The sequence below is a fragment of the Kitasatospora sp. NPDC059795 genome, assembly GCF_042732175.1.
In the GTDB taxonomy this organism is placed as follows: Bacteria; Actinomycetota; Actinomycetes; order Streptomycetales; family Streptomycetaceae; genus Kitasatospora.
Map to the genome: position 1 here is coordinate 308,801 of NZ_JBHWID010000008.1, position 26,856 is coordinate 335,656.

Genomic DNA, 26,856 nt, shown 5'->3' on the forward strand with positions numbered 1-26,856 from the left:
GATCGAGGAGCTCCGGGCGGTCATCCACCCGGAGGGCATGCTCCAGCGACGCAGCGCCGAGCACTGGGCCGGCCGCCTCTACATGCGGAAGATCTCGCTGCGGATCACCCGCATCCTGTCGACCGTCACCGTGATCACGCCCAACGGCCTGACCTACCTGATGATGCTCACCGGCATCCTGGCCGGCATCGCCCTGGTGGTCCCGGGCCTGACCGGCGCGATCCTCGGCGCGCTGCTGATCCAGATCTACCTGCTGCTGGACTGCGTGGACGGCGAGGTCGCCCGCTGGCGCCGCCAGACCTCGCTCACCGGCGTCTACTTGGACCGGGTCGGCCACTACATGTCCGAGGCCGCGCTGCTCACCGGCCTCGGCCTGCGGGCCGCCGACCTGCTGCACCGCGACGGCGACCACGCCGCCTGGCAGTGGGCCTTCCTCGGCACGCTGGCCGCGCTCGGCGCGATCCTGATCAAGTCCGAGACCGACCTGGTCGACGTCGCCCGGGCCCGCTCCGGGATGACCGCCGTCCAGGACGAGGCCTCGGTGCCGCGCTCGAACGCCGTCGCCAAGGCCCGCCGGGCCGCCGCGCTGCTGAAGTTCCACCGCCTGGTGGGCGCCGTCGAGGCCTCGCTGTTCATCCTGGCCGCCGGCATCGCCGACCAGGTCCACGGCGGCCTGTACTTCACCCGCCTCGCCGTGGTGGTGCTCGCCGCCATCGCGATGCTGCAGACCGTCCTGCACCTGCTGTCGATCGTGCTGTCCAGCAGGCTGCGATGAGCGACGACTTCCGCCTCGGCGCGGTCATCATCACCATGGGCAACCGGCCCGCCGAACTGAACGCGCTGATCGAGTCGGTGCGCGCCCAGCAGGGCCCGCCGGTCGAACTCGCCGTGGTCGGCAACGGCGCCCCGCTGCCCCCGCTGCCCGCGGGCGTGCGCACTGTCGAGCTGCCCGAGAACCTGGGCATCCCCGGCGGCCGCAACGTCGGCATCGAGCTGTTCGGCCCGGACGGCCGGGACGTCGACGCGGTGCTGTTCCTGGACGACGACGGCTCGCTGCCGAACACCGACTCCGCCGAACTCCTCCGCAAGGCGTTCACCGCCGACCCGTCGCTGGGCATCGTCTCGTTCCGGATCGCCGACCCGGAGACCGGCACCACCCAGCGCCGGCACGTGCCCCGGCTGCGCGCCAGCGACCCGATGCGCGGCTCCCGGGTCACCACCTTCCTGGGCGGCGCGAGCGCCGTGCGCAGCGCGGTCTTCCCGCAGGCCGGGCAGCTGCCCGCGGAGTTCTTCTACGCCCACGAGGAGACCGACCTGGCCTGGCGGGCGCTGGACGCCGGCTGGTCCATCGACTACCGCCCGGACGTGGTGCTGTACCACCCGGCGACCTCCCCGGCGCGGCACGCGGCGTACTTCCACAACGTCGCCCGCAACCGGGTGTGGCTGGCGCGACGGAACCTTCCGGCCCTGTTGGTGCCTCTCTACCTGGGGACCTGGTTCCTGCTGACCGTCGCCCGCCGGCCCTCCGGCTCGGCGCTCAAGGCGTGGCTCGGCGGGTTCCGGGCAGGCTGGAGCGAGCCCTGCGGCCCGCGTCGGCCGATGAAGTGGTCCACCGTCTGGCGCTTGACCAAGCTCGGCAGACCGCCAATCATCTGATCGCAACCGGTCGGCGATACCCCCGCCGGCCGCACGCAAACCTGAGCTCCTCGTGGTACGCCCCGGTTCCGCGCCCCGTCCCCTCGGGCGCGGGATTTTCGACCCCCTGAAGGACGAATGTGTCGACACTGAGTGACCCGGTCAACCTCTCCGCACCGAGGGGCGCCGACGCGGGTCTGACCCCGAAGCAACTGGCGGACAAGTACGGGCTGTCCGTCAGCGGCAAGCGGCCGAGTCTGCCGAAGTACATCCGCCAGCTCTGGGCCCGGCGCGCCTTCATCAGCTCGTTCGCCACCGCCCGCCTGGTGGCGCAGTACACCACCGCGAAGCTCGGCCAGCTCTGGCAGGTGCTCACCCCGCTGCTCAACTGCGCGGTGTTCTACCTGGTCTTCGGTGTGATCATGAAGAGCCGGGACGGCGTCCCGGTCTACATCGCCTGGCTGTGCGTCGGCGTCTTCGTCTTCCAGTTCTCGCAGAGCGCGATCCAGGCCGGCACCCGGTCCATCTCGGACAACCTCGGCCTGATCCGGGCGCTGCACTTCCCGCGCGCCGCGCTGCCGATCGCCTTCACCGTGATCCAGCTCCAGCAGCTGCTGATCTCGATGGTGGTGCTGGTCGCCATCGTGCTGGCGAACGACATCAAGCCGGCCATGACCTGGCTGCTGATCGTCCCGGCGCTGCTGCTGCAGTCGCTGTTCAACACCGGCCTCGCCATGGTGATGGCCCGGGTCGGCGCCAAGACCTCGGACATCTCGCAGCTGATGCCGTTCCTGCTGCGCACCTGGATGTACGTCTCCGGCGTCATGTACAGCGTCTCGGGCTACATCAAGAGCTGGCCGACGATCTGGCAGACGGTCTACTCCTGGAACCCGGCGACGGTCTACATGGACCTGATGCGCTACGCGTTCATGCCGGACAGCTTCGACAAGACCAAGTACCCGGGCGGCTACGACGCGGCGGGCCACCAGCTCCCCACCGCGCTGAACCTCCCGCACCACATCTGGATCATGGCCGGCACCTGGGCGGTCGTCGCCTTCGTCATCGGCTTCGTGTTCTTCTGGAAGTCCGAGGAGGAGTACGGCCGTGGCTGACGCAGCGATCGACACCCTGAAGGAGACCACCGCGGTGGACAACCAGGCCCGGGTCCCCACCGTGGTGGCGGACGACGTGCACATCATCTACAAGGTGCACGGCGCGGGCGCCGGCAAGGGCAGCGCCACCTCGGCGCTGAGCCGGATGATCACCCGCAAGAAGTCGCCCGCGATCCGCGAGGTGCACGCGGTGCGCGGCATCAGCTTCACCGCGTACAAGGGCGAGGCCGTCGGCCTGATCGGCTCCAACGGCTCCGGCAAGTCGACCATGCTGGCGGCCATCGCCGGCCTGCTGCCGACCGCCAAGGGCGCCATCTACACCAACGGCCAGCCCTCGCTGCTGGGCGTGAACGCGGCGCTGATGAACGACCTGACCGGCGAGCGCAACGTGGTGCTGGGCTGCCTGGCGATGGGCATGTCCCCGGCCCAGGTGCGCGAGCGCTACCAGAGCATCGTCGACTTCTCGGGCATCAACGAGAAGGGCGACTTCATCTCGCTCCCGATGCGCACCTACTCCTCCGGCATGGGCGCCCGCCTGCGGTTCTCCATCGCCGCGGCGAAGACCCACGACGTGCTGCTGATCGACGAGGCCCTCGCCACCGGCGACCAGGGCTTCCAGCAGCGCTCCAAGGCCCGGATCAACGAGCTGCGCAAGGAGGCCGGCACGGTCTTCCTGGTCAGCCACGACAACAACGCGATCCGCGAGACCTGTGAGCGCACCATCTGGATCGAGCACGGCGAGCTGATCATGGACGGGCACACCGACGAGGTGGTCCGGCGGTACGAGAAGGGCGAGCGCCCCTGAACGGGGCGCGGCCGACGGTCGCAGGGCCGGTGCGCGGGGAGTCCTCCCCGGCACCGGCCCTGTGCCGTGCGGCGGGTGAAGGCGTGGCGACGGAAGCGTGTCCGAGGCGCGGTGGCGCCCGGCACCGGTGTAGAACGGGGGAGTGACGGCAGTGTCGGCTTCAACCAAATCCGATAACCAGACAGCGGCGGTGACGCTGGACAAGGCGGACCTGGAGAACTTCCCGGTCGCCCCCGCCTTCCTGCCCGCCGCCTGGCGGGGCGACCTGATGGCGGTCTACGGCTTCGCCCGGCTGATCGACGACGCCGGCGACGGCGACCTCGCCGACCCGGCCTCCGTCGCCCACCTGCTGGACGTCCCCGGCGCCCCCGAGGACGCCGACTTCCGGCTCGACCTGCTGGACGGCCTGGAGCGCGACCTCGACCGGGCCTTCGCCACCGCCCTCGGCGACGACCGCGCCCAGGGCGGCACCGTCCTCGGCACCGCCGCCGGCGAGCCCCGGCACCCGCTGATCCGCGGCCTCGTCCCGCTGATCGAACGGCACGCCGTCACCCCCGAGCCGTTCCGCCGCCTGATCGACGCCAACCGGGTCGACCAGGCCGTCACCCGCTACCCGACCTGGGACGACCTGCGGCACTACTGCACGCTCTCCGCCGACCCGGTCGGCCGCCTGGTGCTCGCCCTGGCCGGCCGTGCCACCCCCGACCGCATCGAGATGTCCGACGCGATCTGCACCGCGCTGCAGATCGTCGAACACCTCCAGGACGTCGCCGAGGACCTCGACCGCGGCCGGATCTACCTCCCGCAGGAGGACCTCGCCACCTTCGGCGTCACCGAACAGGACCTCGCCGCCCCCGCCGCCTCGCGCGAGGTCCGGCAGCTGATCGCCTGGGAGGCGAGCCGGGCCCGGACCCTGCTCGACCGCGGCGCGCCGCTGGTAGGTACGGTTCACGGGAGGCTTCGACTGCTGCTGGCGGGATTCACCGCCGGCGGGTACGCCGCCCTGGACGCCATCGCGGCGGCCGGGTACGACGTGCTCGCGCACCGGGCGAAGCCGGACAAGCGCCGCCTGGCCGGCCGGGCGGCGGCACTTTTCGCGAAGGGAAGGTGAGCGCCCGCGTGGGGGCATCACCACTGGCGTCCGCGCCGGTCATGGCGGCCTACCGGTACTGCGAGGCGGTCACCGCCCTGCAGGCCCGCAACTTCAGCTACGGCATCCGGCTGCTGCCCGAGGCCAAGCGGCTGGCGATGTCCGCGCTGTACGCGCTGGCCCGCCGGGTCGACGACATCGGCGACGGCGACCTGCCCGCCGAACAGAAGACCGAGGCGCTGGCCCGCACCCGCGCCCTGCTGGACGAGATCCGGGCGGGCGCGGTCGGCGAGGAGGACACCGACCCGATCAAGGTCGCGCTGGCCGACGCCGCCCGCCGCTTCCCGATCCCGCTCGGCGGCTTCGACGAGCTGATCGACGGCGTCGAGATGGACCTCAAGGGCGTCGAGTACCAGACCTTCGACGAGCTCAAGGTGTACTGCCGCTGCGTGGCCGGCTCGATCGGCCGCCTCTCGCTCGGCGTGTACGGCTGCGACGACCGGGAGCGCGGCGCCGAGTACGCCGACACCCTGGGCCTGGCCCTGCAGCTCACCAACATCCTGCGCGACCTGCGCGAGGACGCCCTGAACGGCCGCACCTACCTGCCCACCGAGGACCTCGTCCGGTTCGGCTGCCAGCAGGGCTTCGCCCTCCCGCAGCTCCCGGTCGGCGCCGACTTCACCGGCCTGGTCGCCTTCGAGGCCGAACGCGCCCAGCAGGCCTTCACCGAGGGCCTGCGCCTGCTGCCGATGCTCGACCGCCGCAGCCGCGCCGCCACCGCCGCGATGGCCGGCATCTACCACCGCCTGCTCGGCCGGATCGCCGCCGACCCGCACTCGGTGCTCCGCGGCCGGGTCTCGCTGCCCGGCTGGGAGAAGGCGTACGTGGCACTGTCCGGGCTCGCCGGAGGGCGTTCTTGATTCTCACGCCAGTTATGTCACGCTGTGTCAACAGGGAATCACGACGCATGCGCACGTTGTTGTGCCCACAGTCCACTGCTGCCGGGGAGGACCGATGAGCACGCCGACGCCGCAGCGGCAGCGCACCGCCGTGGTGATCGGCGGCGGCCTGGCCGGCATCACCGCCGCCCTCCGCCTGGCCGACGCCGACGTGCGCACCACCCTGGTCGAGGCCCGTCCCCGACTCGGCGGCCTGGCTTTCTCCTTCAAGCGCGGCGACCTGACGGTCGACAACGGCCAGCACGTGTTCATGCGCTGCTGCACCGCCTACCGCGGCCTGATCGACCGCCTCGGCGCGCACGACCTGACCGACCTCCAGGACCGGCTGGACGTCCCGGTGCTCGGCCTCGCCGCCGACGGCACCCGCAGCCTCGGCCGGCTCCGCCGTGCCGCCCTGCCCGTCCCGCTGCACCTGGCCGGCAGTCTCGCCACCTACCGCCACCTGAGTCCGGCCGACCGGCTGCGGGTGGTGCGCGGCGCGCTCGCCCTCAAGGGCCTGCGGCTGGACGACCCGGCGCTCGACGACATCTCCTTCGGCGAGTGGCTGCGCCGCCACGGCCAGACCCCGGCCACCGTCGAGGCGGTCTGGGACCTGGTGGGCGTCGCCACCCTGAACGCCACCGCCGACCGCACCTCGATGGCACTGGCCGCGAAGGTCTTCCAGACCGGCCTGCTCTCCGACCCGGGCGCCGCCGACATCGGCACCGCCCGCGTCCCGCTCGGCGAGATCCACCACGACCGGGCCCGCGCCGAACTCGAACGCGCGGGCGTCCGGGTGCTGCTGCGCGCCAAGGCCGCCGAACTCAAGGCCGCCGAACCGCACGCCGTCCGGCTGGAGCGCGGCGAACTGCTCACCGCCGACACCGTGGTGCTGGCCGGCGCCCAGGACACCGCGGCGGCGCTGCTGCCGCCCGGCGCCGTCCCCGGGCAGGAGCGGTTCGCCGACTTCGGCACCTCGCCGATCCTCAACGTGCACGTGATCTACGACCGGCCGCTGATCCGCCGCCCGTTCTTCGCCGCGATCGGCTCCCCGGTGCAGTTCGTCTTCGACCGCACCCGGCACTCCGGGCTGGACGTGCCCGGCGCCCAGTACCTGGCCGTGTCGCAGTCCGCCGTCGAGGACGAGATCGACCTGCCGGTCGCCGAACTGCGCGACCGCTACCTGCCGGAGCTCGCCCGGCTGCTGCCCGCCGCCCGGGACGCGAAGGTGCTGGACTTCTTCGTCACCCGGGAGCGCACCGCCACCTTCGACCCGGCGCCCGGCACCGCCGCACTGCGCCCCGGCGCGCGCACCGACGTCCCGGGCATCCTGCTCGCCGGGTCCTGGACGGCCACCGGCTGGCCCGCGACGATGGAGGGCGCGGTCCGCAGCGGCCACGCCGCGGCCGACGCCGCGCTGGCCGGCACCGGCCGGCTCCCCGTCGACCGGGCCGACGGGCGGTGGCCCCGATGACGGAGACCCGGCAGGCCCCGACCACCGACATCGCACCCGGCCGGCCGCCGTTCGCGGCCGGTCAGACGTACCGAGAGGGAACGCACGTGGAGGCACGCACCGGCTCGACGGTCAGGGACACCCCGACGGTCCTGGACCTGCTGGCGCGCGGACGCACGCTCTGCACGCCGCCGATGCGCGAGGCCGTCGCCCGTCTGGCCGCACCGATGGACACCGTCGCCGCGTACCACTTCGGCTGGATCGACCGCGACGGCCGGCCCGCCGCGGGCGACGGCGGCAAGGCCGTGCGCCCGGCGCTGGCCCTGCTGTCGGCCGAGGCGGTGGGCGCGGACGCGCAGGTGGGCGTACCCGGCGGCGTGTCGGTCGAACTGGTCCACAATTTCTCCCTCCTCCATGATGACCTGATGGACGGTGACGAGACGCGTCGGCACCGGGCCACCGCCTGGACGGTGTTCGGCCCGGCGCAGGCCGTACTGGTCGGCGACGCGCTGGCCACCCTCGGCACCGAGGTCCTGCTGGACGCCGCGGTGACCGGCGGGGCCACTCCGACCGACGCCGCCCGCGCCGTCCGGCTGATCACCACCGCGACCCGGCGGCTGATCGACGGTCAGGCGCTGGACGTCTCGTTCGAACAACGGGACGTGGTGACGGTCGAGGAGTGCCTGACCATGGAGGGCGGCAAGACCGGCGCCCTGCTGGCGGCCTCCGCGGCGATCGGCGCGGTGCTGGCCGGCGCCGACGACAGGATCTCCGACGCGCTCCAGCGGTACGGCCACCACCTGGGCCTGGCATTCCAGGCGGTGGACGACCTGCTGGGCATCTGGGGCGCCACCGAAGTGACGGGCAAGCCGCACTGGAGCGACCTCCAGTCGCGCAAGAAGTCGCTTCCGGTGTGCGCCGCGCTGGCCGAGGGTGGCGCCGCCTCCCGCGAGCTGGCCGCACAGCTGGCCGACCCGACCGGCCGCGGCGAGGAGAGCGAGCAGCAGCTCGCCGCCCGCGCCGCGCTGATCGAACAGGCCGGCGGCCGGGCCTGGACGCAGGAAGAGGCCCGCCGCCAGTACGAGACCGCCCTCGCCGCGCTCGGCGAGGTGCCCATGGCCGACGAGGTGCGCGAGCACTTCGTCGCACTCGCCGAATTCGTGGTGGTCAGAGAGAGGTGACGTAAGAGTGACAGCAACCGCGGGTGGAAGGCTCGGACCCCAAACCTCAGTTGCAGTAACACGATCTGACGATTCCTCACCCGCGGCGGCGCTCAGCCGGGCCACCGCACACCTGCTGTCACTCCAGCACGCCGACGGCTGGTGGAAGGGCGACCTGGAGACCAACGTCACCATGGACGCCGAAGACCTGCTGCTCCGCCAGTTCCTCGGCATCCGCACCGAGGAGCAGACCCGGGCCACCGCGGCCTGGATCCGCTCCCGGCAGCGGGAGGACGGCACCTGGGCCACCTTCCACGGCGGCCCGCCCGAACTGTCCACCACCGTCGAGGCGTACGTCGCCCTCCGGCTCGCCGGGGACGACCCCGACGCCGCGCACATGCGGGCCGCCGCCGCCTTCGTCCGCGAGCACGGCGGCATCGCCGCCACCCGGGTCTTCACCCGGATCTGGCTCGCCCTGTTCGGCTGGTGGCCCTGGGAGAAGCTCCCCGAACTGCCCCCCGAAGTGCTGTTCCTGCCCAGCTGGGCCCCGCTGAACATCTACTCCTTCGGCCAGTGGGCCCGCCAGACCATCGTCCCGCTGACCGTGGTCTCCGCCCACCGCCCCGTGCGCCCCGCCCCGTTCGACCTCGACGAACTGCACACCGACCCGGCGAACCCGTACCCGAGGCGGCCGCTCGCCGCCGCGCACACCTGGGACGGCCTCTTCCAGCGCCTCGACCGGCTGATGCACCACTACCACCGGCACGCCGTCAAACCGGTGCGCCGGCTGGCGCTGCGGCAGGCCGCCGCCTGGATCGTCGAACGGCAGGAGGCCGACGGCTGCTGGGGCGGCATCCAGCCGCCCGCCGTGTACTCGCTGATCGCGCTGCGGCTGCTCGGCTACGGCCTCGACCACCCCGTGATGAAGGCCGGCCTCGCCGCCTTCGACTCCTTCACCGTGCACACCGAGGACGGCGAGCGCTGGATGGAGGCCTGCCAGTCCCCGGTCTGGGACACCTGCCTGGCCGCCATCGCGCTGCGCGACGCCGGCCTGCCTGGCGACCACCCCGCCCTGGTCCGGGCCGGCGAGTGGATGCTCGGCGAGGAGGTCACCACCCGCGGCGACTGGGCCGTCAAGCGCCCCCGGCTCGCCCCCGGCGGCTGGGCGTTCGAATTCCAGAACGACACCTACCCCGACGTCGACGACACCGCCGAAGTGGTGCTCGCGCTGCGCCGCATCGACCACCCCGACCGGCCCCGGATGGCCGGCGCCGTCGAACGCGCCGTCGACTGGAGCCTCGGCATGCAGTCCAAGGACGGCGCCTGGGCCGCGTTCGACGCCGACAACACCAGCCGGCTGCCCAACAAGCTGCCGTTCTGCGACTTCGGCGAAGTCATCGACCCGCCGTCCGCCGACGTCACCGCGCACATGGTGGAGATGCTCGCCGAGACCGGCCGCACCCGGGACCCGCGCACCCGGCGCGGCGTCGCCTGGCTGCTGAGCCACCAGGAGGCCGACGGCTCCTGGTTCGGCCGCTGGGGCACCAACTACATCTACGGCACCGGCTCCGTGCTGCCCGCCCTGATCGCCGCCGGACTCACCCCCGGCCACCCCTCGATCCGACGCGCCGTCCGCTGGCTGACCGGCCGGCAGAACACCGACGGCGGCTGGGGCGAGGACATGCGCTCCTACGAGGACCCGGCCACCTGGGCCGGCCGCGGCGACTCCACCGCCTCGCAGACCGCCTGGGCGCTGATGGCGCTGCTCGCCGCCGGCGAACGCGACTCCGAGGCCGTCGAACGCGGCGTCGCCTGGCTGACCCGCACCCAGCGCCCCGACGGGACGTGGGACGAACCGCAGTTCACCGGCACCGGGTTCCCCTGGGACTTCTCCATCAACTACCACCTGTACCGGCTGGTCTTCCCGGTCACCGCCCTCGGCCGCTACCTGCACGACGCCCCGCTCGGCCGGGGCGGCCACCGATGACCGCCCCGCTGCTGGTGCTCTGCGCGCTCGCCCCCGAGGCCTGGGCGCTGCGCGGCGGCGACTGGTCCGGCGCGGCCGGCGGGCCCCCGGTGCTGGCCCGCACCGGCATGGGCCGCAGGACGGCCGGGCGGCGGGCCGCCGTGCTGCTGGAGGCCGGCGGCTACGGGGCGCTGCTGGTCGCCGGGTTCGGCGCCGCGGTCGGCCCCGGAGTGCGACCCGGCGAGGTGATCGTCGCCGACCGGGTCACCGACGCCGAGGGCCGCACCCACCCGCTGGCCACCGCGCCCGCACTCGCCACCGCCCTGGAGGAGGCCGGGCTCCGCGTCCACCTGGGCACCCACCGCACCGCCGACCACGTGGTGCGCGGCGCCGAACGGGCCCGGCTGCACGCCGAGGGCGCACTCGCCGTCGACATGGAGGCCGCCGCGGTGCTCGCCGCCCGCGCCGAGCACGCCCCCGACCTGCCCGCCGCCGTGCTGCGGGTGGTGGTCGACACCCCCGAGCGGGAACTCGTCCGCCCCGGCACCCTGCCCGCCGGCTTCCGGGCCTGGCGGGCGCTGCGGGCCGCCGTCCCCGCCCTCACCGCCTGGCACCGGCAGCTGAACGTGGCACCCCCTCCGCCGGCGACCCCACCGTCCTCGACACAGCCCTCGACGCTCCCTCAGGAGGCGAGCTAAGCCATGGCCATGCCGCTGCGTCAGACCGTCCGCGTATCCACCTACCTCATGCAGCAGAAGCTGAAGCGCCGGGACAAGTTCCCGCTGATCGTGGAGCTGGAGCCGCTGTTCGCCTGCAACCTGAAGTGCGAGGGCTGCGGCAAGATCCAGCACCCGGCCGGGGTGCTCAAGCAGCGGATGCCGGTCGCGCAGGCGGTCGGCGCGGTCCTGGAGTGCGGCGCCCCGATGGTCTCCATCGCCGGCGGCGAACCGCTGATGCACCCGCAGATCGACGAGATCGTCCGGCAGCTGGTCGCCCGCCGCAAGTACGTCTTCCTGTGCACCAACGCGCTGCTGATGCGCAAGAAGCTCGACCTGTTCACCCCGTCCCCGTACTTCACCTTCGCCGTGCACATCGACGGCCTGCAGGAGCGGCACGACGCCTCGGTCGCCAAGGAGGGCACCTTCGCGGAGGCCGTCGAGGCGATCAAGGAGGCCAAGCGGCGGGGCTTCCGGGTCACCACCAACTCGACGTTCTTCAACACCGACACCCCGCAGACCGTGGTCGAGGTGCTGGACTTCCTGAACGACGAACTCAAGGTCGACGAGATGATGATCTCCCCGGCCTACGCGTACGAGAAGGCCCCCGACCAGGAGCACTTCCTCGGCGTCGAACAGACCCGGGAGCTCTTCCGCACGGCCTTCGCCGGCGGCAACCGCCGCCGCTGGCGGCTCAACCACAGCCCGCTGTTCCTGGACTTCCTCGAAGGCAAGGTCGACTTCGAGTGCACCGCCTGGGGCATCCCCAACTACTCGCTGTTCGGCTGGCAGCGCCCCTGCTACCTGATGGCCGACGGCTACGTCCCCACCTACCGGGAACTCATCGAGAAGACCGACTGGGACAAGTACGGCCGCGGCCGCGACCCGCGCTGCGACAACTGCATGGCCCACTGCGGGTACGAGCCCACCGCGGTGCTCGCCACCATGGGCTCGCTCAAGGAGACGATCCGCGCCGCCCGGGAGACCCTCGCCGCCCCCAAGGCCCGCTGAGCACGCGTCACCGGCCGCCCGCGTCGCAACGGCGCGGGCGGCCCACGCCGACAGGCGACCCGGGGCGCAGGGCCGCAGGCTGGACACCGACCGTCCACCCACCCGAACAGCCGTGAGGGGCACGCCATGCCACTGCTGAGCCGGATCGCCGGGCCCGCCGACCTCCGCCGACTCCACCCCGAACAGCTCCCCCCGCTCGCCGCCGAGATCCGCGACTTCCTGATCGACAACGTCACCCGCACCGGCGGCCACCTCGGACCCAACCTCGGCGTGGTCGAACTCAGCATCGCCCTGCACCGCGTCTTCGACTCCCCGCACGACCGCATCCTGTGGGACACCGGCCACCAGGCCTACGTGCACAAACTGCTCACCGGCCGACAGGACTTCGGCCGACTGCGCGCCAAGGACGGCCTCTCCGGCTACCCCTCGCGCGCCGAATCCCCGCACGACCTGATCGAGAACTCGCACGCCTCCACCGCCCTCGGCCACGCCGACGGCATCGCCAAGGCCAACCAGCTGCTCGGCGTCGACCGCTGCACCGTCGCCGTGATCGGCGACGGCGCGCTCACCGGTGGCATGGCCTGGGAAGCCCTCAACAACATCGCCGAGGCCGAGGACCGCCCGCTGATCATCGTCGTCAACGACAACGAACGCTCCTACGCGCCCACCATCGGCGGCCTCGCCCACCACCTCGCCACGCTGCGCACCACCAAGGGCTACGAACGCTTCCTCGCCTGGGGCAAGGACGCCCTGCAGCGCACCCCCGTGGTCGGGCCGCCGCTGTTCGACGCGCTGCACGGCGCCAAGAAGGGCTTCAAGGACGCCTTCGCCCCGCAGGGCATGTTCGAGGACCTCGGCCTGAAGTACCTCGGCCCGATCGACGGGCACGACATCGCCGCCGTCGAGCAGGCGCTGCGTCAGGCCCGCAACTTCGGCGGGCCCGTCATCGTGCACTGCATCACCGTCAAGGGCCGCGGCTACCGGCCCGCCGAGCAGGACGAGGCCGACCGGTTCCACGCCGTCAACCCGATCGACCCGTACACCTGCCTGCCGATCTCGCCGTCCGCCGGGGCGTCCTGGACGTCCGTGTTCGGCAAGGAGATGCTCGCGCTCGGCGCCGAACGGCCCGACCTGGTCGCCGTCACCGCCGCGATGCTGCACCCCGTCGGGCTCGGGCCGTTCGCGAAGGCCCACCCCGGGCGGACCTTCGACGTCGGGATCGCCGAACAGCACGCCGTCGCCTCCGCCGCGGGCCTGGCCACCGGCGGGCTGCACCCCGTCGTCGCGGTGTACGCGACCTTCCTGAACCGGGCGTTCGACCAGGTGCTGATGGACGTCGCGCTGCACCGGCTCGGCGTCACCTTCGTGCTCGACCGGGCCGGCGTCACCGGCAACGACGGGGCCTCGCACAACGGGATGTGGGACCTGTCGGTGCTGCAGGTCGTCCCCGGGCTGCGGATCGCTGCGCCGCGCGACGCCGCCCGGCTGCGCGAACAGCTGCGCGAGGCCGTCGCCGTCGAGGACGCCCCCACCGTGCTGCGCTTCCCCAAGGGCGAGCTCGGCCCCGAGGTGCCCGCGATCGAACGGATCGCCGGCCTCGACGTGCTCGCCCGCACCGGACCCGCCCCCGACGTGCTGCTGGTCGCCGTCGGCGCGATGGCCCCCGCCTGCCTGGACGCCGCCGCGCTGCTCGCCGCCGACGGCATCACCGCCACCGTCGTCGACCCGCGCTGGGTCAAGCCCGTCGACCCCGCCCTGGTCGAGCTGGCCGCCGCGCACCGGATGGTGGTCACCGTCGAGGACAACGGCCGCGCCGGCGGCGTCGGCGCCGCCCTCGCCCAGGCCATGCGGGACGCCGACGTCGACACCCCGCTGCGCGACCTCGGCATCCCGCAGGAGTTCCTGGAACACGCCTCGCGCGGTGAGATCCTCGAGGAGATCGGACTCACCGGCACCGGCGTCGCCGCCCAGACCGCCGCCCACGCCCGCCGCCTGCTGCCCGGCACCGGAACCCGCACCGCCGCCCGGGAGTACCGGCGCAGGATGCCGCTGACCGATTGGAGCGAACCCGCGTGACCCAGGCCGAACCGCTCGACCTCGCCGCCCTGCTCGACGCCCGGGGCGGCGAACGCTACGAACTGCACGCCCGCTACCTCAACCCGCAGCTGCCGCGGATGCTGCACACCATCGGCTTCGACCGGACCTACGAACGCGCCAAGGGCCCGTACTTCTACGACGCCGAGGGCAACGAGTACCTCGACATGCTCGCCGGGTTCGGTGTCTTCGCGCTCGGCCGGCACCACCCCGCCGTCCGGGCGACCGTCCAGCAGGCGATGGACCTGGAGACCGCCGACCTGACCCGCTTCGACTGCTCCCCGCTGCCCGGCCTGCTCGCCGAACAGCTGCTCGCCCACGCGCCCGGGCTGGACCGGGTGTTCTTCGGCAACAGCGGCACCGAGGCCGTCGAGACGGCGCTCAAGTTCGCCCGGTACGCCACCGGCAGGCGCCGCGTCCTGTACTGCGACCACGCCTTCCACGGCCTCACCACCGGCTCGCTCTCCGTCAACGGCGAGAACGGCTTCCGCAAGGGCTTCGACCCGCTGCTGCCGGACACCGCGATCCCGCTCGGCGACCTGGCGGCGCTGAAGCGGGAACTGAAGAAGGGGGACGTTGCCGCGCTGATCGTCGAACCGATCCAGGGCAAGGGCGTGCTCGCCCCGCCGCCCGGCTGGCTGGCCGCCGCCCAGGAACTGCTGCACGCGCACAAGGCGCTGCTGATCTGCGACGAGGTGCAGACCGGCGTCGGCCGCACCGGCGCCTTCTTCGCCCACCAGGCCGAGGAGGGCGTCCAGCCCGACCTGGTGTGCGCGGCCAAGGCGCTGTCCGGCGGGTACGTGCCGATCGGGGCCACCCTCGGCAAGTCGTGGATCTTCGAGAAGGTGTACTCCTCGATGGACCGGGTGCTGGTGCACTCCGCCAGCTTCGGCTCCAACGCGCAGGCGATGGCCGCCGGCCTGGCCACCCTGCACGTGATGCGGCAGGAGAAGGTGGTGGAGAACGCCGCCCGGGTCGGCGAACTGTTCAAGGCCCGGCTGTCCGCGCTGGTCGAACGCTACGAGCTGCTCGCCGAGGTGCGCGGACGCGGTCTGATGATCGGCATCGAGTTCGGCCGCCCCAAGTCACTCAAGCTCCGCACCGGCTGGACGGCGCTGCAGGCCGCCCGCAAGGGGCTGTTCGCGCAGATGGTGGTCGTCCCGCTGCTGCAGCGGCACCGGATCCTCACCCAGGTCTCCGGCGACCACCTGGAAGTGATCAAGCTGATCCCGCCGCTGATCATCACCGAGAAGGAGGTCGACCGCTTCATGGACGCCTTCACCGAGGTGATGGACGACGCGCACCGCGGCAGCGGCCTGATGTGGGACTTCGGCCGGACGCTGGTCAAGCAGGCCGTGGGCTCGCGTTAGAGCTCGGTGCGGCGGCGGCGCACCACGACCCACAGGTCTGCCGCCGCCACCAGCGTCAGCACCCCGCAGGCCACCGCGAACACCGTCAGCGTGCCGCTGCTCGGCGCGCCGTGCGGCGACGCGTAGGCCGCCCAGACCGCGAAACCCGCCGTGCACAGCGCGAAGAACGGCAGGAAGATCATCGACAGCAGGAAGCGCAGCTTCAGATCGCTGCGTGCGGTGGCGGGCTCCGTCCCGCTCCGCCAGACCTTCGGAGTCTTCGCCCGCCGCATACGCCACCGCCTCCCTCGTACCCTTCCAGCGTAGGACTGTCGGGACGGGGAGGCGGAGTCATGGACGACCGGCTGGACGACTACCTGGGGCTGCCGGTGGAGCCGGCCCGGGCGCTGGCCGCGGAGCGCGGCTGGCGGGCGGTGCGGGTGCTGGAGCCGGAGGCGCTGCTCACCATGGAGTACCGGTCCGAGCGGCTCAACCTGACGGTGCGCGGCGGCGTGGTGGAACGGGCCTGGGCGGGCTGAGGGCGCACCGGCAGCGGGCGGCCGGCCCAGTGCGCGGTCGCCGGCTTCGGCCGGGGCACGGGGGCGGGGCGGGCGAAGCGGCCCTCGCGGTGCCAGATCGCCAGGATCCGCTCGTCCAGTGCGGCGATGGCCGGCTCGGCCAGCGGCAGCGACAGCAGCACCAGCGCGCCCGCCGTCCAGCCGGCGAACACGTCGGAGATCCAGTGGGTGCCAAGGTAGACGGTGGTCAGGCCGATCGAGGCCGCGGTGAGCGCGGCCAGCACCGTGCCCGTCCGCCGCCAGCGCACCGCCAGGTAGGCCAGCACGCCCCAGGTGACGACGGCGTTGGCGGTGTGCCCGGACGGGAAGATGTTGCCGCCGGAGAACAGCTCGGGCGAGCCCACGTAGTGCGCGTAGTGCGGGCCGAGCCGGCCGGTGAGGATCTTCACCGCCCCGACGGTGACGTTCAGCAGCAGCAGCGCCATGCCCATGACGAGCAGTGGTCGTGACGAGTGCGTGCGGTAGCAGCGCCACCCCAACCAGAGGCAGGCGGCAATGGCGGTCGGGCCGCGTTGGCCGGCGACCACCCAGATGTCCAGGTAGGGCAGGGCCTCCGGCCACACCTTGTACGGGCGCAGCTGCTGCAGCGCCCAGTCCAGGTCGACCAGCGGCGAATCGCCCATGATGGCCAGCACCACCGCCAGGTACAGCACGGCGGTGATGCCGAAGAGCAGGGCGTGCCGCCGGCTGATCGGCGGGAGTGCGGATTTGGTCGCCGTAGTGACGGAATCGCGCTCGGACTGGACCGGAACCGTACGCGGTGCGGTCGATATCCGCGGTACGGGGCATTCGGGCTTCGCTGGCACGCGTTCGACATTACCGGCTGGCTCGGACGGGTCCGGGCTATTCGGTCGATCCGTCACCCGCCGGTGATCGGTTGTCCGCACTTTCCCCATACGGGCAGTTCAAGGGTCGAGGGGTGGGGCGGGAAAGCGGAGGGGAGTGTGCGAAATCACCCTCGGGGACGCCTCCGAGTGCCGTTATCCTCGGGTTTCTCCAATTGACGGGCGGGTAGTGCGGGAACGAAAGAGGCGGCCGATTTCCGTGACGTACGTCACTTCGGGAAATCGACCGCCAGGTCGGGCGGGGTGGCGCGGCTCAGGGCAACACCTTCTCGACGGCTGCCGCGCCGTGCTCCTCCATGTCCTTCTTCGCCTTCGCGAGCCGCTCCTTCGTGACGTCGCGCCCCGAGGCCATCACCAGGTCCTCGGGGTCGACCGGGTGCTCCGCCCCGGTGTGCAGCAGCTTGTCCGGAGTCGGCGCGGAGTCGCTGTCCGTGGAATCCGTCATCAAGATCCTCCATGGGTGCGCCCCGCCGCCGGGGGACGGCGGCGGGAGGTCTGCACGTCGAGTCTGGACCCGCGCCGTGGGCGGCGCACCACGAACCCGCAGCGGGTCGACTAGTCGAGCGGGCCGCCCGCGACGTAGATGACCTGGCCGGAGACGAAGCCGGCGCCCTCGGAGGCGAGGAAGGAGATGGTGTGGGCGATGTCGTCCGGCGTGCCGACCCGCTGGACCGGGATCGCCGAGGCGGCGGCCTGCTTGAACGCCTCGAACTCCATGCCGACCCGGGCGGCGGTGGCCGCCGTCATGTCGGTGGCGATGAAGCCGGGGGCGACGGCGTTGGCGGTGATGCCGAACTTGCCGAGCTCGATGGCCAGGGTCTTGGTGAAGCCCTGCAGGCCGGCCTTGGCCGCCGAGTAGTTGGCCTGGCCGCGGTTGCCCTGAGCGGAGGAGGAGGACAGGTTGACGACGCGTCCGAAGCCGGCGTCCACCATGTGCTTCTGCACCGCGCGGGTCATCAGGAAGGCACCCTTGAGGTGGACGTTCATCACGGTGTCCCAGTCGGACTCGGACATCTTGAACAGCAGGTTGTCGCGGAGCACGCCCGCGTTGTTCACCAGCACCACGGGGGCGCCGAGCTCGGCGGCGATCCGGTCGACCGCGGCCTGCACCTGCTCGGCGTTCGAGACGTCGGCGCCGACGGCCAGCGCCCGGCCGCCCGCGGCGACGATCGCCTCGGCGGTGCCCTTGGCGTTCGACTCCTCCAGGTCGACCACCGCGACCGCGTAGCCGTCGGCGGCCAGTCGCAGCGCGGTGGCGGCGCCGATGCCGCGGGCCGCGCCCGTCACCACGGCCACCCGCACCGGAGCGTCGGTGGTCACGGACGTGCTCTGCTCGGTCATCTTCGTACTCGTCTCTCTCGAAATCGGACGACGGAACCGGCCCGGGCCGGCGACCCGCGGATGAGAATTGAATGAGGTGCGCAGCGCGCAGCGCGGCAACCCTACCGGCGAGTAGAAATTCCGGCCAGAGGCAGCGCCGCAGGTGACAGAGGGTGAGGGCGTGCGGAGGCCGAGCGGGTGAACCAGGTCGGTCGCCGTCCCGACATACGGGGGAAATATGCCAACTTTGCCGAACCTGCGACTACTCTGCGCCCCTACCTGCCGGTCCAGGCCGACCGTTTGTATAGTGTGCGCCAGCAGCCACCGGCTGCACGGCCGGCGCGTCCTTACTCACAGCGGGATGCTCACTCGCCGTTACTGCCCCGCTCGGGTGTCCCACACACCCCCGAGCGTGACACCGGGACGGATTTCATGGTGCTGGGGGAGATCCCGACAACCCGTGTGCCCGGTCGACTGCAGCAGTCGCCCGGTCACCTCATCCGCGTGGCCCAGCAGGTTCACACCCGCTTGTGGTCCGAATACGTCGGTACCGAGCTGACAGCCCCGCAGTTCGCGGTGCTGCTGGTACTGGCACTAGAGCCCGGAGCCGACCAGCGCACGGTCGGCGAACGGGCCTCGCTCGACAAGGCGACGATGGCAGAAATGGTCGCCCGGCTGGTCCGGCGGGGCCTGGTGCTCCGTCGCCGCGACCCCGCCGACGGTCGTCGCAAGCTGCTGGCGCTCTCGCAGAGCGGCGCCCAGGCGGTGCGCGAGGCGACCGGCGGAGTGGTCCGGGTCCAGCGGACCCTGTTCGAACCGCTCAGTCCTGACGAGCAGTTGGAACTCGTCCGCACCATGGCACGGATCGCCCGGATGGAGCCGGCCGCCGTCGCCGTGATAGCCGACGCCAGGCCCACGCTGGACGCCCAGCGGGCCATCGGCTACCTGATTCGGGTCGCCCAGCAGGTGCACACCAAGCTCTGGTCGGAGAAGGTCGGCACCGAGCTGACGGCTCCGCAGTACGCGGTGCTGGACGCGCTGGAGACCGAACCGGGCGCCGACCAGCGCACCGTGGGCGAGCTCGCCTCGCTCGACAAGGCGACGATGGCCGAAATGGTCAGTCGGCTGGTGCGGCGCGGCCTGGTGCTGCGTCGTCGCGACCCCTCGGACGGGCGTCGCAACCTGCTCTCGCTCTCCCCGACCGGCCAGGAGCTGCTGCACCGCTCCACCGCCGGGGTCCGCGAGGTCCAGGAGGCGCTGCTCGCTTCGCTGGAGCCGCACGAGCACGCGCCGGCGCTGGCCTTGCTCGCGAAGGCGGCCCGGCTGTAACGATTCTGCAAAGCGTCGCCCAATTTTTTGGGCGGCGAACGCGCCCCGGCGGGCATGCGGCACCGCTCGGGACGCTCCGGAAGGGGCCGACACCACGTCAGGTGTCGGCCCCTTCCGGGTTGTTCCGGTCGTCACGCTCCGTGCTGATCGGGCGTCAGTCGAAACTGATGCATCGTCAGTTCCACGGGCGAACGACGGGCCGTCAGCTCCAGTCGAACTCGGCCGGGTCGGGGCCGATCCGCTTGCCGGTGTCGACGGCGGCGATCGCCGCGAGGTCGTCGGCGTCCAGCTCGAAGCCCGTCACGTCCAGGTTCTCCCGGATCCGGGCCGGGGTGACCGACTTCGGGATGGCGATCACGCCGCTCTGCAGGTGCCAGCGCAGCACCACCTGGGCCGCCGAACGGCCGTGCTTCTCGGCGATCTTCAGCAGCGCGGGCTCGGCCAGCAGGTCGCGGCCCTGGCCCAGCGGGCTCCACGCCTCGGTGGCGATGCCGTGCTCGGCGTGGAAGGCGCGCAGCTCGGCCTGCGGGAAGTACGGGTGCAGCTCGATCTGGTTCAGCGCCGGAACGACGGAGGACTCCTTCACCAGCAGCTGGAGGTCCGCGACGCGGAAGTTGGAGACGCCGATCGCCCGGACCCGGCCGTCGGCGTGCAGCTGCTCGAAGGCCTGCCAGATGTTCAGGAAGGAGGTGCCGTGCATCGGGCGCGGCCAGTGGATCAGGTACAGGTCCAGCTGCTCCAGGCCGAGCTTGGCCAGCGACTCGTCGAAGTCGCGCAGCACCCGGTCGCGGCCCTGCTCGCCCGACCAGTCGACGGTGCCGGAGTTCCACAGCTTGGTGGTCACGAACAGCTCGTCCCGGGCGACGCCGGACTCGGCGATCGCCTGGCCGGTGCCCGCCTCGTTCTCGTAGATCGCGGCGGTGTCGATCGAGCGGTAGCCCGACTCGATCGCGGTGCGGACCGCCGGGACGGCCTCCGCGTCCGGCACCTGCCAGACGCCGAAGCCGAGCTGCGGGATCCGCACGCCGTTGTTCAGCGTGATCGAGGGGATCGGGGGTACTGCGGGAGTGCTGGTCACGAGAAGGGGTGCCCTTCGGTTGTGCGTGGTCTGTGGTGGCGGAGGCCCTCGTCGGCGCGTCTGGCAGGCGCGTCTGGCAGGCGCGTCTGGCTTCTGGCTTTTGGCTTCTGCGGAGGCTTCCAAAAGGGCCGTAACCGGGGCGAACGGCGGAGTATTCCCGCTGCCGACCCCGGGGTGTGTCCTCCGGACGGGTGAATGGGCAGGGGAGGCGGTGGTGGTGCTGCGGTCGGCGGGCGGGCCGGGCGCAGACTGCCAGCGTGACCAAGACTTCAGGTGGCTCTCCGTCCAGTACCCGGCGCAGTGAGATCGGCGGCGTTCCGACCCGGTGGATCGGGATCGGCGTCATCGTGGTGCTGGCGATCTGGTTCCTGTTCGCCAACCTGGACAAGGTGAAGATCCAGTTCTGGGTCTTCACCGTCACCTGCCCGCTCTGGATCGCCCTGCTGGCGACGCTGATCGCCGGGACGGCGCTCGGCTGGCTGCTGAAGGGCCGGAGCAGCAGGTGACTGCCCCGCAGGAGGCCGCGGGGCGGTCGACCGGAGAACCGCTGATCGAGCTGCGGCGGGTGAACAAGCACTACGGGCAGCTGCATGTGTTGCAGGACATCGATCTGACGGTCGGCCGGGGCGAGGTCGTGGTGGTGATCGGCCCGTCCGGGTCGGGGAAGTCCACGCTGTGCCGGGCGATCAACCGGCTGGAGCCGGTGGAGAGCGGCGACATCCTGATCGAGGGCCGGCCGCTGCCCGCCGAGGGCAAGGGCCTGGCGAAGCTGCGCGCCGAGGTCGGGATGGTGTTCCAGTCCTTCAACCTGTTCGCGCACCGGACGGTGCTGCAGAACGTGACGCTCGCCCAGATCAAGGTCCGCAAGCGCGGCAGGGCGGAGGCCGAGTCCAGGGGACGGGCGCTGCTGGAGCGGGTCGGGCTGGCCGCGCACGCCGACAAGTACCCGTCGCAGCTGTCCGGCGGGCAGGCGCAGCGGGTGGCGATCGCGCGGGCCCTGGCGATGGACCCGAAGGCGCTGCTGTTCGACGAGCCGACCTCGGCGCTCGACCCCGAGATGATCAACGAGGTGCTGGAGGTGATGCGCTCGCTGGCCGCCGAGGGGATGACCATGGTGGTGGTCACCCACGAGATGGGCTTCGCGCGCTCCGCCGCCAACCGCGTGGTCTTCATGGCGGACGGGCGGATCGTCGAGGACCGCGTCCCCGAGGAGTTCTTCGCGAACCCGCAGAGCGAGCGCGCCCGGGACTTCCTCTCCAAGATCCTGAAGCACTGAGGCGGCGCGGTGAACCAGCGGTACGTCCTGCGCGTCGTGGCGCTGCGCGTCGTGGCGCTGCGCGTCGTGGCGCTGCGCGTCGTGGCGCTGCGCGTTCTGGCGCTGCTCGTGGTGCTGCCCGGTCTGGCCGGTCTGTCGGGCTGCGGCAAGGAGGGCACCCCGCCGCCGAAGGGCCCGCAGCCCAGTGCGCTGCCCAGCTACGAAGTGCGCAGCAACACCGTCGCAGGCTCGCCGACCCTGGACGCGGCCCGGGCGCGCGGGCACCTGGTGGTCGGCGCCAAGGAGGACCAGCCGTACCTGGGGCAGAAGAACCCGGCCACCGGCGAGTACTCCGGCTTCGACATCGAGATCGCCAAGATGGTCGGCGCCTACCTGGGCTTCGCACCCGACCGGATCGAGTTCCGCACCATCGCCTCCGCCAACCGGGAGACCGCGCTGCAGAACGGCCAGGTGGACTACTACGTGGGCACCTACACCATCAACGCCAACCGGAAGAAGCTGGTCGGCTTCGCCGGCCCGTACTTCATCGCCGGGCAGGCGCTGATGGTCCGCAAGAACGAGACGAAGATCAACGGCCCGCAGGACCTGGCCGGGCGGAAGGTCTGCTCGGCCGCCGGATCCACCCCCTACCAGCGGATCCAGACCGACTACCCGAAGGCCCAGCTGGTCGGCTACGACACCTACTCGGCGTGCGTGGACAACCTGATCAGCAACCAGGTCGACGCGGTGACCACGGACAACGCGATCCTGCAGGGCTACGTGGCGAAGGTCCCCGACGAGTTGAAGATGGTCGGCGAGCCGTTCTCGACCGAGCCGTACGGCATCGGCGTCCCCAAGGACGACACCGTGCTGCGGATGACGATCAACGACGCGCTGCAGCTGAACATGGACAACGGCAACTGGAAGAAGGCGTACGACGCGACGCTCGGCCTCTCCGGAGTGCCCGCGCCGCCGCCCCCGGCCATCGACCGGTACAACTGAGCGGGGGCGCGGATGAACGTCCTGACCGACAACTGGTCCACCTACTGGCACGGCTTCCTCGGCACGCTGTGGCTGACGCTGGTCAGCGCCGTGCTCGCGCTGGTGCTGGGGGTGGTGATCGCGGGCTTCCGGGTCTCGCCGGTGAAACCGCTGCGGGCGTTCGGCACCGGGTGGGTGACGGTGCTCCGGAACACCCCGCTGACGCTGCTGTTCTTCATCGTGGTGCTGGGGCTGCCCCGGTTCTCCATCACGCTGCCGTTCTTCACCTTCGCCGTGCTGGCGCTGGGCTGCTACACCTCGGCGTTCGTCTGCGAGGCGCTGCGCTCGGGCGTGAACACGGTGCCGGTCGGGCAGGGCGAGGCGGCGCGCAGCCTGGGCATGACGTTCGGTCAGACGCTGGGCCTGGTCGTCATGCCGCAGGCGTACCGCTCGGTGGTGGCCCCGCTGGGCAGTGTGATGATCGCGCTGGCGAAGAACACCGCGATCGCCGGGTCGTTCAGCGTGGTCGAACTGCTCGGCACCTACCGGACCATCAACGAGCTGGGTTACAGCATCGTCTGGACCTTCGTCTGGATCGCGGTCGGCTATCTGATCATCACGCTGGCGATCAGTGCCCTGTTCAACGTGCTGGAGCGACGGGTGGCGGTGTCCCGATGACGGTGGAGTCCTCCGCGCTGTACGACGTCCCCGGGCCGAAGGCGCTGGCCCGGCACCGGCTGTACGGCATCCTGGCGCTGGTGGTGATCGCCGCCGTGATCGGCTGGGTGATCTGGATGCTGTTCCACACCCACCAGTTCACCTACCAGAAGTGGATGGCCTTCCAGTACAAGGGCGTTCAGGAGCTGCTGCTGCGCGGCCTCGGCAACACCCTGAAGGCGTTCGGCTGGACGGTGCTGTTCGCGCTGCCGTTCGGCGCGCTGTTCGCCGCCGGGCGGCTCTCCGACCACCGGGCGGTGCGCTGGGTGTCCACCCTGGTGGTGGAGTTCTTCCGGGCCATGCCGCTGCTGGTGATGATCTTCTTCATCTTCGTCGCGCTCAAGGTCGAACCGCTGTGGGCACTGGTGGCCGGCCTCACCCTGTACAACGGCTCGGTGCTGGCAGAGGTGTTCCGGGCCGGGATCCTCGCCGTCCCCAAGGGGCAGAAGGAGGCCGCGTTCGCGCTCGGGCTCCGCAAGACGCAGGTGATGACGTACGTGCTGGTGCCGCAGGCCGTCCGGGCGATGCTGCCGACCATCGTCAGCCAGTTGGTGGTCGCGCTGAAGGACACCTCGCTGGGCTTCCTGATCACCTTCGAGGAGTTCCTGCACGCCGGGAAGCTGATCGCCACCAACCTGGACTACGACCTGCCGTTCATCCCCGTGGTGATGGTGATCGCGCCGATCTACATCGGCATGTGTCTGCTGCTGTCCTGGCTGGCCAAGTGGCTGGAGCGGCGCGGCCGGCGCAGCCCGCGCGAGGGGGCGACGCCGGTCGCCGACGCAGGGCCGGTGCTGGACGCGCAGGGGTGAGGATGCGGGGGGACGCGGTGCGCAGGGGGGGAGGAAAAGATCGGCGGTGCGGTGCGGGGATCGGTTAGGGTCGTTCGGTTCGTGACCGTCCGTAGACCGGGAGTTGCCGAATGTCCGTGCTGCCCAGCCGTCAAGGCCTGCCCGAGGCCGAAGTGATCGACCGGCGGGAGGGTCCGTACGGCGAGGTGGCGCTGCGGCGGCGCGGCGAGCAGTACGAGATCATCGCGAACGGGTGCTTCCTGATGGACACCGCGGACGGGCGCTCCGAACGGCTGCTGATCCAGGCGGCTCTGGACTCGCTGGACGGGTCCACCGGGTCCACCGGGCCCAGTGTGCTGACGAGCGTGCTGATCGGGGGGCTCGGGGTCGGGTTCTCGCTGGCGCACGCGGCAGCCTCGGGCCGGTGGGGGCGGATCGCGGTGGTCGAGCGGGAGGGGGCGATCATCGACTGGCACCGGACGGGCCCGCTGGGCGCGTTCTCGGCCGGCGCGCTGGACGACCCGCGGGTCGAGGTGCTGCACACCGACCTGGTGGCGTACCTGGCTTCGGCGGAGGAACGCTACGACGCGCTCTGCCTCGACATCGACAACGGCCCCGACTGGACGGTCACCGAGGAGAACGACGCCCTGTACGGCCCCGTCGGCCTGGCCAACGCCGCCGACCGGCTCCGGCCCGGCGGGATCCTCGCCGTGTGGAGCGCCCAGCCGTCCGGCGCGTTCGAACAGGCGCTGCGGGACGCCGGGTTCACGGACGTCCGCACCGAGGAGATCGCCGTCGAGCGCGGCGTGCCCGATGTGGTGCACCTGGCGCGCCGGGCCGGCTGACGCGGACGGCAACTGGCCGGATTTGGTGGGGAAGATGTGCGGGAGACGCGTTCCCAGCGGAGCTCGCGTGCGGCATGATCATCATCATGGCGGACGAGAAGACCGACCTCCTGGCGTGCCTCTGGGACGAGTTCAGCGCCATGCGGTTTCCCAGCGGCTGGTACGACCAGGAGCCCGAAGGCACCTGTCTGGTCACCCTGGACACCATCCTCACCGGATTCGCCGCCACCGTCCTCGACGGGCCGCCGCTCGGCGCCCGCCACCGCGAGTACCTGCGCCGGCGAACAGCCCTGCTCGGGGACCTGCTGCCGACGTTCGGCGTCGACGGCTACGCCTCGCGGTACTTCGTCGCGCTGTACCGGATGGCGATGCTGGCCGAGGAGATCGACGCCGAGCGTGGGGTGCGCTGAGGCGGGCTGAGGCGGGGACGGGTTGGGGTGTGCTGACCTGGGGTCAGGCCGGGGTGTTGGACAGGACGGTGCGGAGTCGTTCGACCTCGTGGCGCCAGGCCGGGCCCTCGTCGGAGTCGTCCCAGAGTTCGGCGAGTTCGGAGTCGTCGCTGAGGACGGCGGTCAGGGCGTCCAGGGCGAGTCGGCGGAGGTCCGGGCCGAAGTGCGGGAGGGGCTGGGCGGGGCCGTAGGCGGTGGTGACCGGGGCACCGCCCGGGCACTGGGCGGCCACCAGGGCGGCCGCGGCGACGATCTGGGAACCGTCGTCGGCGTCCAGATCCTCGAACTCGCCGACAGCGCCGCCGAGTACGGCGCGGATCAGGGCCTCGCGCTGCTCCGGGGCGGCCTCGTCGAGGTCGCCCGCGAAGTCGGCGGCGGTGTCGTTGTCGAACGGACCGATGTCCCAGGCGCCCATGGTGATCTCTCCTCCGGGTGGGTGGAGGTCGATCGTCGCAGTGGGGGCTGACAGGTGGTGGTGGGCGTCGGGTGGTGGGTGTCAGGTGGTGGCCGTCAGGTGGTGGGTGTCGGGTGGTGGCCGTCAGGTGGTGGGGAGGGTGCGGGTGAGGAGGGCGAGCAGGCGGGTCCAGTGGAGGCGGAGGGCGGCCGGGTCGAAGGCGTAGGTGTCGGACATGGTGAAGCCGTGGACGGTGTCCGGGTAGATCTCCGAGGTGTGGATGACACCGGCGGCGTCCAGGGTGCGGTTCAGGTCGGCGAGCGCCTCGGGGGTCAAGTCGGTTGCGGCGTGGGCGAAATGGGCCTCGGCGGTGAGCTTGCCGAAGGCCTCGGGGCCGTCGGCGTCCACCGGGGCGTGGAAGGTGGCGAGGGCGGCGACCAGGTCCGGGTGGACGGCGGCGGTGCGGACGGCCTGGAGGCCGCCGATGCAGTAGCCCGTCACCGCGACCGGGCCCGGGGCGACCTCGGGGCGGGCGGTGAGGAAACGAAGGTAGGCGTCGGCGTCGAGCAGGGCGCGTTCGCGGGTGTGTGCCGTGATCAACGGCATGATTCGGCCGAAGAGTTCGGACCGTACGTCGTCCCCGATGTGGGCGGGAAGCTCGATCGCCGGGGCCGGGCCGTGGCGGTGGAACAGGTTGGGGACGAGCACGTAGTAGCCGTGGCCCGCGAGTTCGGCGGCCATCTCGCGCAGCACCGGGCGGAGGCCGAAGCCGTCCGGGTACATCAGCACGCCCGGGTGACGTCCGCCCCCGGTGGGGAAGGCGGCGAGGGCGTCGGCGGGGCCGTCGGGGGTGGGGATGTGCAGTAGTTCGGTGTGGGTTCGGGGGTGGGTGCGGGTGCGGGTGTGGGTGGGCATGGGGGCTCGGTCTCCGGTTCTGGTTGACGT

At 71.9% G+C, this 26,856-nt stretch carries 28 protein-coding genes; 21 read left to right on the forward strand and 7 right to left on the reverse strand.

The genetic code is table 11. The features are described from left to right. Positions 1 to 37 precede the first annotated feature (37 nt). From ACFV4P_RS19085 to ACFV4P_RS19145, 13 genes are all read left to right on the forward strand, one after another. Positions 38 to 775, forward strand: coding sequence for a CDP-alcohol phosphatidyltransferase family protein (locus ACFV4P_RS19085; RefSeq protein WP_198953369.1), 738 nt, complete (start codon positions 38 to 40; stop codon positions 773 to 775). Continuing rightward, entirely contained in the window at positions 772 to 1,656 is an 885-nt protein-coding gene (locus ACFV4P_RS19090) for a glycosyltransferase family 2 protein (protein ID WP_380472512.1), read from the forward strand. The genes ACFV4P_RS19085 and ACFV4P_RS19090 overlap by 4 nt, the downstream gene beginning before the upstream one ends. Before the next feature lie 119 nt (positions 1,657 to 1,775). Further along, complete coding sequence (locus ACFV4P_RS19095) at positions 1,776 to 2,747, forward strand: ABC transporter permease (protein ID WP_380472514.1); 972 nt, start codon at positions 1,776 to 1,778, stop codon at positions 2,745 to 2,747. Then, positions 2,740 to 3,552 (forward strand): ABC transporter ATP-binding protein, encoded by an 813-nt coding sequence (locus ACFV4P_RS19100; protein ID WP_083462434.1) that lies wholly within the window; start codon positions 2,740 to 2,742, stop codon positions 3,550 to 3,552. Before ACFV4P_RS19095 ends, ACFV4P_RS19100 begins: the two co-directional genes overlap by 8 nt. 151 nt (positions 3,553 to 3,703) lie before the next feature. Beyond that, entirely contained in the window at positions 3,704 to 4,663 is a 960-nt protein-coding gene (gene hpnC / locus ACFV4P_RS19105) for a squalene synthase HpnC (protein ID WP_380472516.1), read from the forward strand. A gap of 41 nt (positions 4,664 to 4,704) precedes the next feature. Continuing rightward, positions 4,705 to 5,562 (forward strand): presqualene diphosphate synthase HpnD, encoded by an 858-nt coding sequence (hpnD, locus tag ACFV4P_RS19110; RefSeq protein WP_073813179.1) that lies wholly within the window; start codon positions 4,705 to 4,707, stop codon positions 5,560 to 5,562. A gap of 94 nt (positions 5,563 to 5,656) precedes the next feature. Further along, the gene (hpnE, locus tag ACFV4P_RS19115) at positions 5,657 to 7,054 is read left to right on the forward strand and encodes a hydroxysqualene dehydroxylase HpnE (RefSeq protein ID WP_380472518.1); all 1,398 of its coding nucleotides are present in this window, start codon (positions 5,657 to 5,659) and stop codon (positions 7,052 to 7,054) included. Then, positions 7,051 to 8,214, forward strand: a complete 1,164-nt coding sequence (locus ACFV4P_RS19120) for a polyprenyl synthetase family protein (RefSeq protein WP_380472520.1) — start codon at positions 7,051 to 7,053, stop codon at positions 8,212 to 8,214. Before hpnE ends, ACFV4P_RS19120 begins: the two co-directional genes overlap by 4 nt. Positions 8,215 to 8,221: 7 nt before the next feature. Further along, positions 8,222 to 10,180 (forward strand): squalene--hopene cyclase, encoded by a 1,959-nt coding sequence (shc, locus tag ACFV4P_RS19125; RefSeq protein WP_073813173.1) that lies wholly within the window; start codon positions 8,222 to 8,224, stop codon positions 10,178 to 10,180. Beyond that, positions 10,177 to 10,857, forward strand: coding sequence for a 1-hydroxy-2-methyl-2-butenyl 4-diphosphate reductase (locus ACFV4P_RS19130; RefSeq protein ID WP_380472522.1), 681 nt, complete (start codon positions 10,177 to 10,179; stop codon positions 10,855 to 10,857). The genes shc and ACFV4P_RS19130 overlap by 4 nt, the downstream gene beginning before the upstream one ends. A gap of 3 nt (positions 10,858 to 10,860) precedes the next feature. Further along, positions 10,861 to 11,886: an adenosyl-hopene transferase HpnH gene (hpnH, locus tag ACFV4P_RS19135; protein ID WP_380472524.1), complete on the forward strand. Its 1,026-nt coding sequence runs from the start codon at positions 10,861 to 10,863 to the stop codon at positions 11,884 to 11,886. Positions 11,887 to 12,012: 126 nt separating this feature from the next. Further along, positions 12,013 to 13,962: a 1-deoxy-D-xylulose-5-phosphate synthase gene (gene dxs / locus ACFV4P_RS19140; RefSeq protein WP_380472526.1), complete on the forward strand. Its 1,950-nt coding sequence runs from the start codon at positions 12,013 to 12,015 to the stop codon at positions 13,960 to 13,962. Then, positions 13,959 to 15,350, forward strand: coding sequence for an aspartate aminotransferase family protein (locus ACFV4P_RS19145; protein WP_380472528.1), 1,392 nt, complete (start codon positions 13,959 to 13,961; stop codon positions 15,348 to 15,350). The genes dxs and ACFV4P_RS19145 overlap by 4 nt, the downstream gene beginning before the upstream one ends. Here the strand turns inward: ACFV4P_RS19145 and ACFV4P_RS19150 are convergent. From ACFV4P_RS19150 to fabG, 4 genes are all read right to left on the reverse strand, one after another. Further along, positions 15,347 to 15,622 carry a DUF6343 family protein gene (locus ACFV4P_RS19150; RefSeq protein WP_073813162.1) on the reverse strand — a complete coding sequence of 92 codons (276 nt, stop codon included), beginning with the start codon at positions 15,620 to 15,622 and terminating at the stop codon, positions 15,347 to 15,349. The genes ACFV4P_RS19145 and ACFV4P_RS19150 overlap by 4 nt on opposite strands. Positions 15,623 to 15,702: 80 nt before the next feature. Then, on the reverse strand, positions 15,703 to 16,713 hold the full coding sequence (locus ACFV4P_RS19155) for a phosphatase PAP2 family protein (RefSeq protein WP_380472530.1): 1,011 nt from the start codon (positions 16,711 to 16,713) through the stop codon (positions 15,703 to 15,705). A 292-nt stretch (positions 16,714 to 17,005) separates the two neighbouring features. Continuing rightward, a complete protein-coding gene (locus tag ACFV4P_RS19160; protein ID WP_073813159.1) occupies positions 17,006 to 17,197 on the reverse strand; it encodes a hypothetical protein in 192 nt (63 codons plus the stop codon). 110 nt (positions 17,198 to 17,307) lie between these two features. Continuing rightward, positions 17,308 to 18,093, reverse strand: coding sequence for a 3-oxoacyl-ACP reductase FabG (fabG, locus tag ACFV4P_RS19165; RefSeq protein ID WP_380472532.1), 786 nt, complete (start codon positions 18,091 to 18,093; stop codon positions 17,308 to 17,310). Between the two features lie 483 nt (positions 18,094 to 18,576). Here fabG and ACFV4P_RS19170 point away from each other — a divergent pair, with 483 nt between their 5' ends. Beyond that, entirely contained in the window at positions 18,577 to 19,401 is an 825-nt protein-coding gene (locus ACFV4P_RS19170; protein ID WP_380472534.1) for a MarR family winged helix-turn-helix transcriptional regulator, read from the forward strand. Between the two features lie 202 nt (positions 19,402 to 19,603). Here ACFV4P_RS19170 and ACFV4P_RS19175 read toward each other — a convergent pair whose 3' ends face one another. Continuing rightward, positions 19,604 to 20,479: an aldo/keto reductase gene (locus ACFV4P_RS19175; protein ID WP_380472536.1), complete on the reverse strand. Its 876-nt coding sequence runs from the start codon at positions 20,477 to 20,479 to the stop codon at positions 19,604 to 19,606. A gap of 257 nt (positions 20,480 to 20,736) precedes the next feature. On the opposite strand from ACFV4P_RS19175, the gene ACFV4P_RS19180 reads away from it, so the two are divergent. From ACFV4P_RS19180 to ACFV4P_RS19210, 7 genes are all read left to right on the forward strand, one after another. Next, positions 20,737 to 20,985: a LapA family protein gene (locus ACFV4P_RS19180; protein ID WP_083647045.1), complete on the forward strand. Its 249-nt coding sequence runs from the start codon at positions 20,737 to 20,739 to the stop codon at positions 20,983 to 20,985. A 41-nt stretch (positions 20,986 to 21,026) separates the two neighbouring features. Beyond that, a complete protein-coding gene (locus tag ACFV4P_RS19185; RefSeq protein ID WP_380472614.1) occupies positions 21,027 to 21,755 on the forward strand; it encodes an amino acid ABC transporter ATP-binding protein in 729 nt (242 codons plus the stop codon). Between the two features lie 81 nt (positions 21,756 to 21,836). Continuing rightward, on the forward strand, positions 21,837 to 22,736 hold the full coding sequence (locus tag ACFV4P_RS19190; RefSeq protein WP_380472616.1) for a glutamate ABC transporter substrate-binding protein: 900 nt from the start codon (positions 21,837 to 21,839) through the stop codon (positions 22,734 to 22,736). Between the two features lie 12 nt (positions 22,737 to 22,748). Further along, positions 22,749 to 23,393: an amino acid ABC transporter permease gene (locus tag ACFV4P_RS19195; RefSeq protein ID WP_380472538.1), complete on the forward strand. Its 645-nt coding sequence runs from the start codon at positions 22,749 to 22,751 to the stop codon at positions 23,391 to 23,393. Then, entirely contained in the window at positions 23,390 to 24,244 is an 855-nt protein-coding gene (locus ACFV4P_RS19200; RefSeq protein ID WP_380472540.1) for an amino acid ABC transporter permease, read from the forward strand. Before ACFV4P_RS19195 ends, ACFV4P_RS19200 begins: the two co-directional genes overlap by 4 nt. 110 nt (positions 24,245 to 24,354) lie before the next feature. Further along, positions 24,355 to 25,068, forward strand: a complete 714-nt coding sequence (locus tag ACFV4P_RS19205) for a spermidine synthase (protein WP_380472542.1) — start codon at positions 24,355 to 24,357, stop codon at positions 25,066 to 25,068. Positions 25,069 to 25,154: 86 nt separating this feature from the next. Then, positions 25,155 to 25,478 carry a hypothetical protein gene (locus ACFV4P_RS19210; RefSeq protein WP_380472544.1) on the forward strand — a complete coding sequence of 108 codons (324 nt, stop codon included), beginning with the start codon at positions 25,155 to 25,157 and terminating at the stop codon, positions 25,476 to 25,478. Positions 25,479 to 25,521: 43 nt separating this feature from the next. Here ACFV4P_RS19210 and ACFV4P_RS19215 read toward each other — a convergent pair whose 3' ends face one another. Continuing rightward, positions 25,522 to 25,932 carry a DUF4259 domain-containing protein gene (locus tag ACFV4P_RS19215; RefSeq protein WP_380472546.1) on the reverse strand — a complete coding sequence of 137 codons (411 nt, stop codon included), beginning with the start codon at positions 25,930 to 25,932 and terminating at the stop codon, positions 25,522 to 25,524. A gap of 123 nt (positions 25,933 to 26,055) precedes the next feature. After that, the gene (locus ACFV4P_RS19220) at positions 26,056 to 26,826 is read right to left on the reverse strand and encodes a dienelactone hydrolase family protein (RefSeq protein WP_380472548.1); all 771 of its coding nucleotides are present in this window, start codon (positions 26,824 to 26,826) and stop codon (positions 26,056 to 26,058) included. Positions 26,827 to 26,856: the final 30 nt, after the last annotated feature.

What these genes read in the sequence shown, in the direction of transcription:
- ACFV4P_RS19120 (WP_380472520.1), top strand. Translation starts at nt 7,051, where the DNA reads ATGACGGAGACCCGGCAGGCCCCGACCACCGACATCGCACCCGGCCGG.
- ACFV4P_RS19150 (WP_073813162.1), bottom strand. Translation starts at nt 15,622, where the DNA reads ATGCGGCGGGCGAAGACTCCGAAGGTCTGGCGGAGCGGGACGGAGCCC.
- ACFV4P_RS19130 (WP_380472522.1), top strand. Translation starts at nt 10,177, where the DNA reads ATGACCGCCCCGCTGCTGGTGCTCTGCGCGCTCGCCCCCGAGGCCTGG.
- ACFV4P_RS19195 (WP_380472538.1), top strand. Translation starts at nt 22,749, where the DNA reads ATGAACGTCCTGACCGACAACTGGTCCACCTACTGGCACGGCTTCCTC.
- ACFV4P_RS19200 (WP_380472540.1), top strand. Translation starts at nt 23,390, where the DNA reads ATGACGGTGGAGTCCTCCGCGCTGTACGACGTCCCCGGGCCGAAGGCG.
- ACFV4P_RS19210 (WP_380472544.1), top strand. Translation starts at nt 25,155, where the DNA reads ATGGCGGACGAGAAGACCGACCTCCTGGCGTGCCTCTGGGACGAGTTC.
- ACFV4P_RS19160 (WP_073813159.1), bottom strand. Translation starts at nt 17,197, where the DNA reads ATGACGGATTCCACGGACAGCGACTCCGCGCCGACTCCGGACAAGCTG.
- fabG (WP_380472532.1), bottom strand. Translation starts at nt 18,093, where the DNA reads ATGACCGAGCAGAGCACGTCCGTGACCACCGACGCTCCGGTGCGGGTG.
- ACFV4P_RS19220 (WP_380472548.1), bottom strand. Translation starts at nt 26,826, where the DNA reads ATGCCCACCCACACCCGCACCCGCACCCACCCCCGAACCCACACCGAA.
- ACFV4P_RS19215 (WP_380472546.1), bottom strand. Translation starts at nt 25,932, where the DNA reads ATGGGCGCCTGGGACATCGGTCCGTTCGACAACGACACCGCCGCCGAC.
- ACFV4P_RS19085 (WP_198953369.1), top strand. Translation starts at nt 38, where the DNA reads ATGCTCCAGCGACGCAGCGCCGAGCACTGGGCCGGCCGCCTCTACATG.
- ACFV4P_RS19090 (WP_380472512.1), top strand. Translation starts at nt 772, where the DNA reads ATGAGCGACGACTTCCGCCTCGGCGCGGTCATCATCACCATGGGCAAC.
- hpnD (WP_073813179.1), top strand. Translation starts at nt 4,705, where the DNA reads ATGGCGGCCTACCGGTACTGCGAGGCGGTCACCGCCCTGCAGGCCCGC.
- dxs (WP_380472526.1), top strand. Translation starts at nt 12,013, where the DNA reads ATGCCACTGCTGAGCCGGATCGCCGGGCCCGCCGACCTCCGCCGACTC.
- hpnH (WP_380472524.1), top strand. Translation starts at nt 10,861, where the DNA reads ATGGCCATGCCGCTGCGTCAGACCGTCCGCGTATCCACCTACCTCATG.
- ACFV4P_RS19205 (WP_380472542.1), top strand. Translation starts at nt 24,355, where the DNA reads ATGTCCGTGCTGCCCAGCCGTCAAGGCCTGCCCGAGGCCGAAGTGATC.
- hpnE (WP_380472518.1), top strand. Translation starts at nt 5,657, where the DNA reads ATGAGCACGCCGACGCCGCAGCGGCAGCGCACCGCCGTGGTGATCGGC.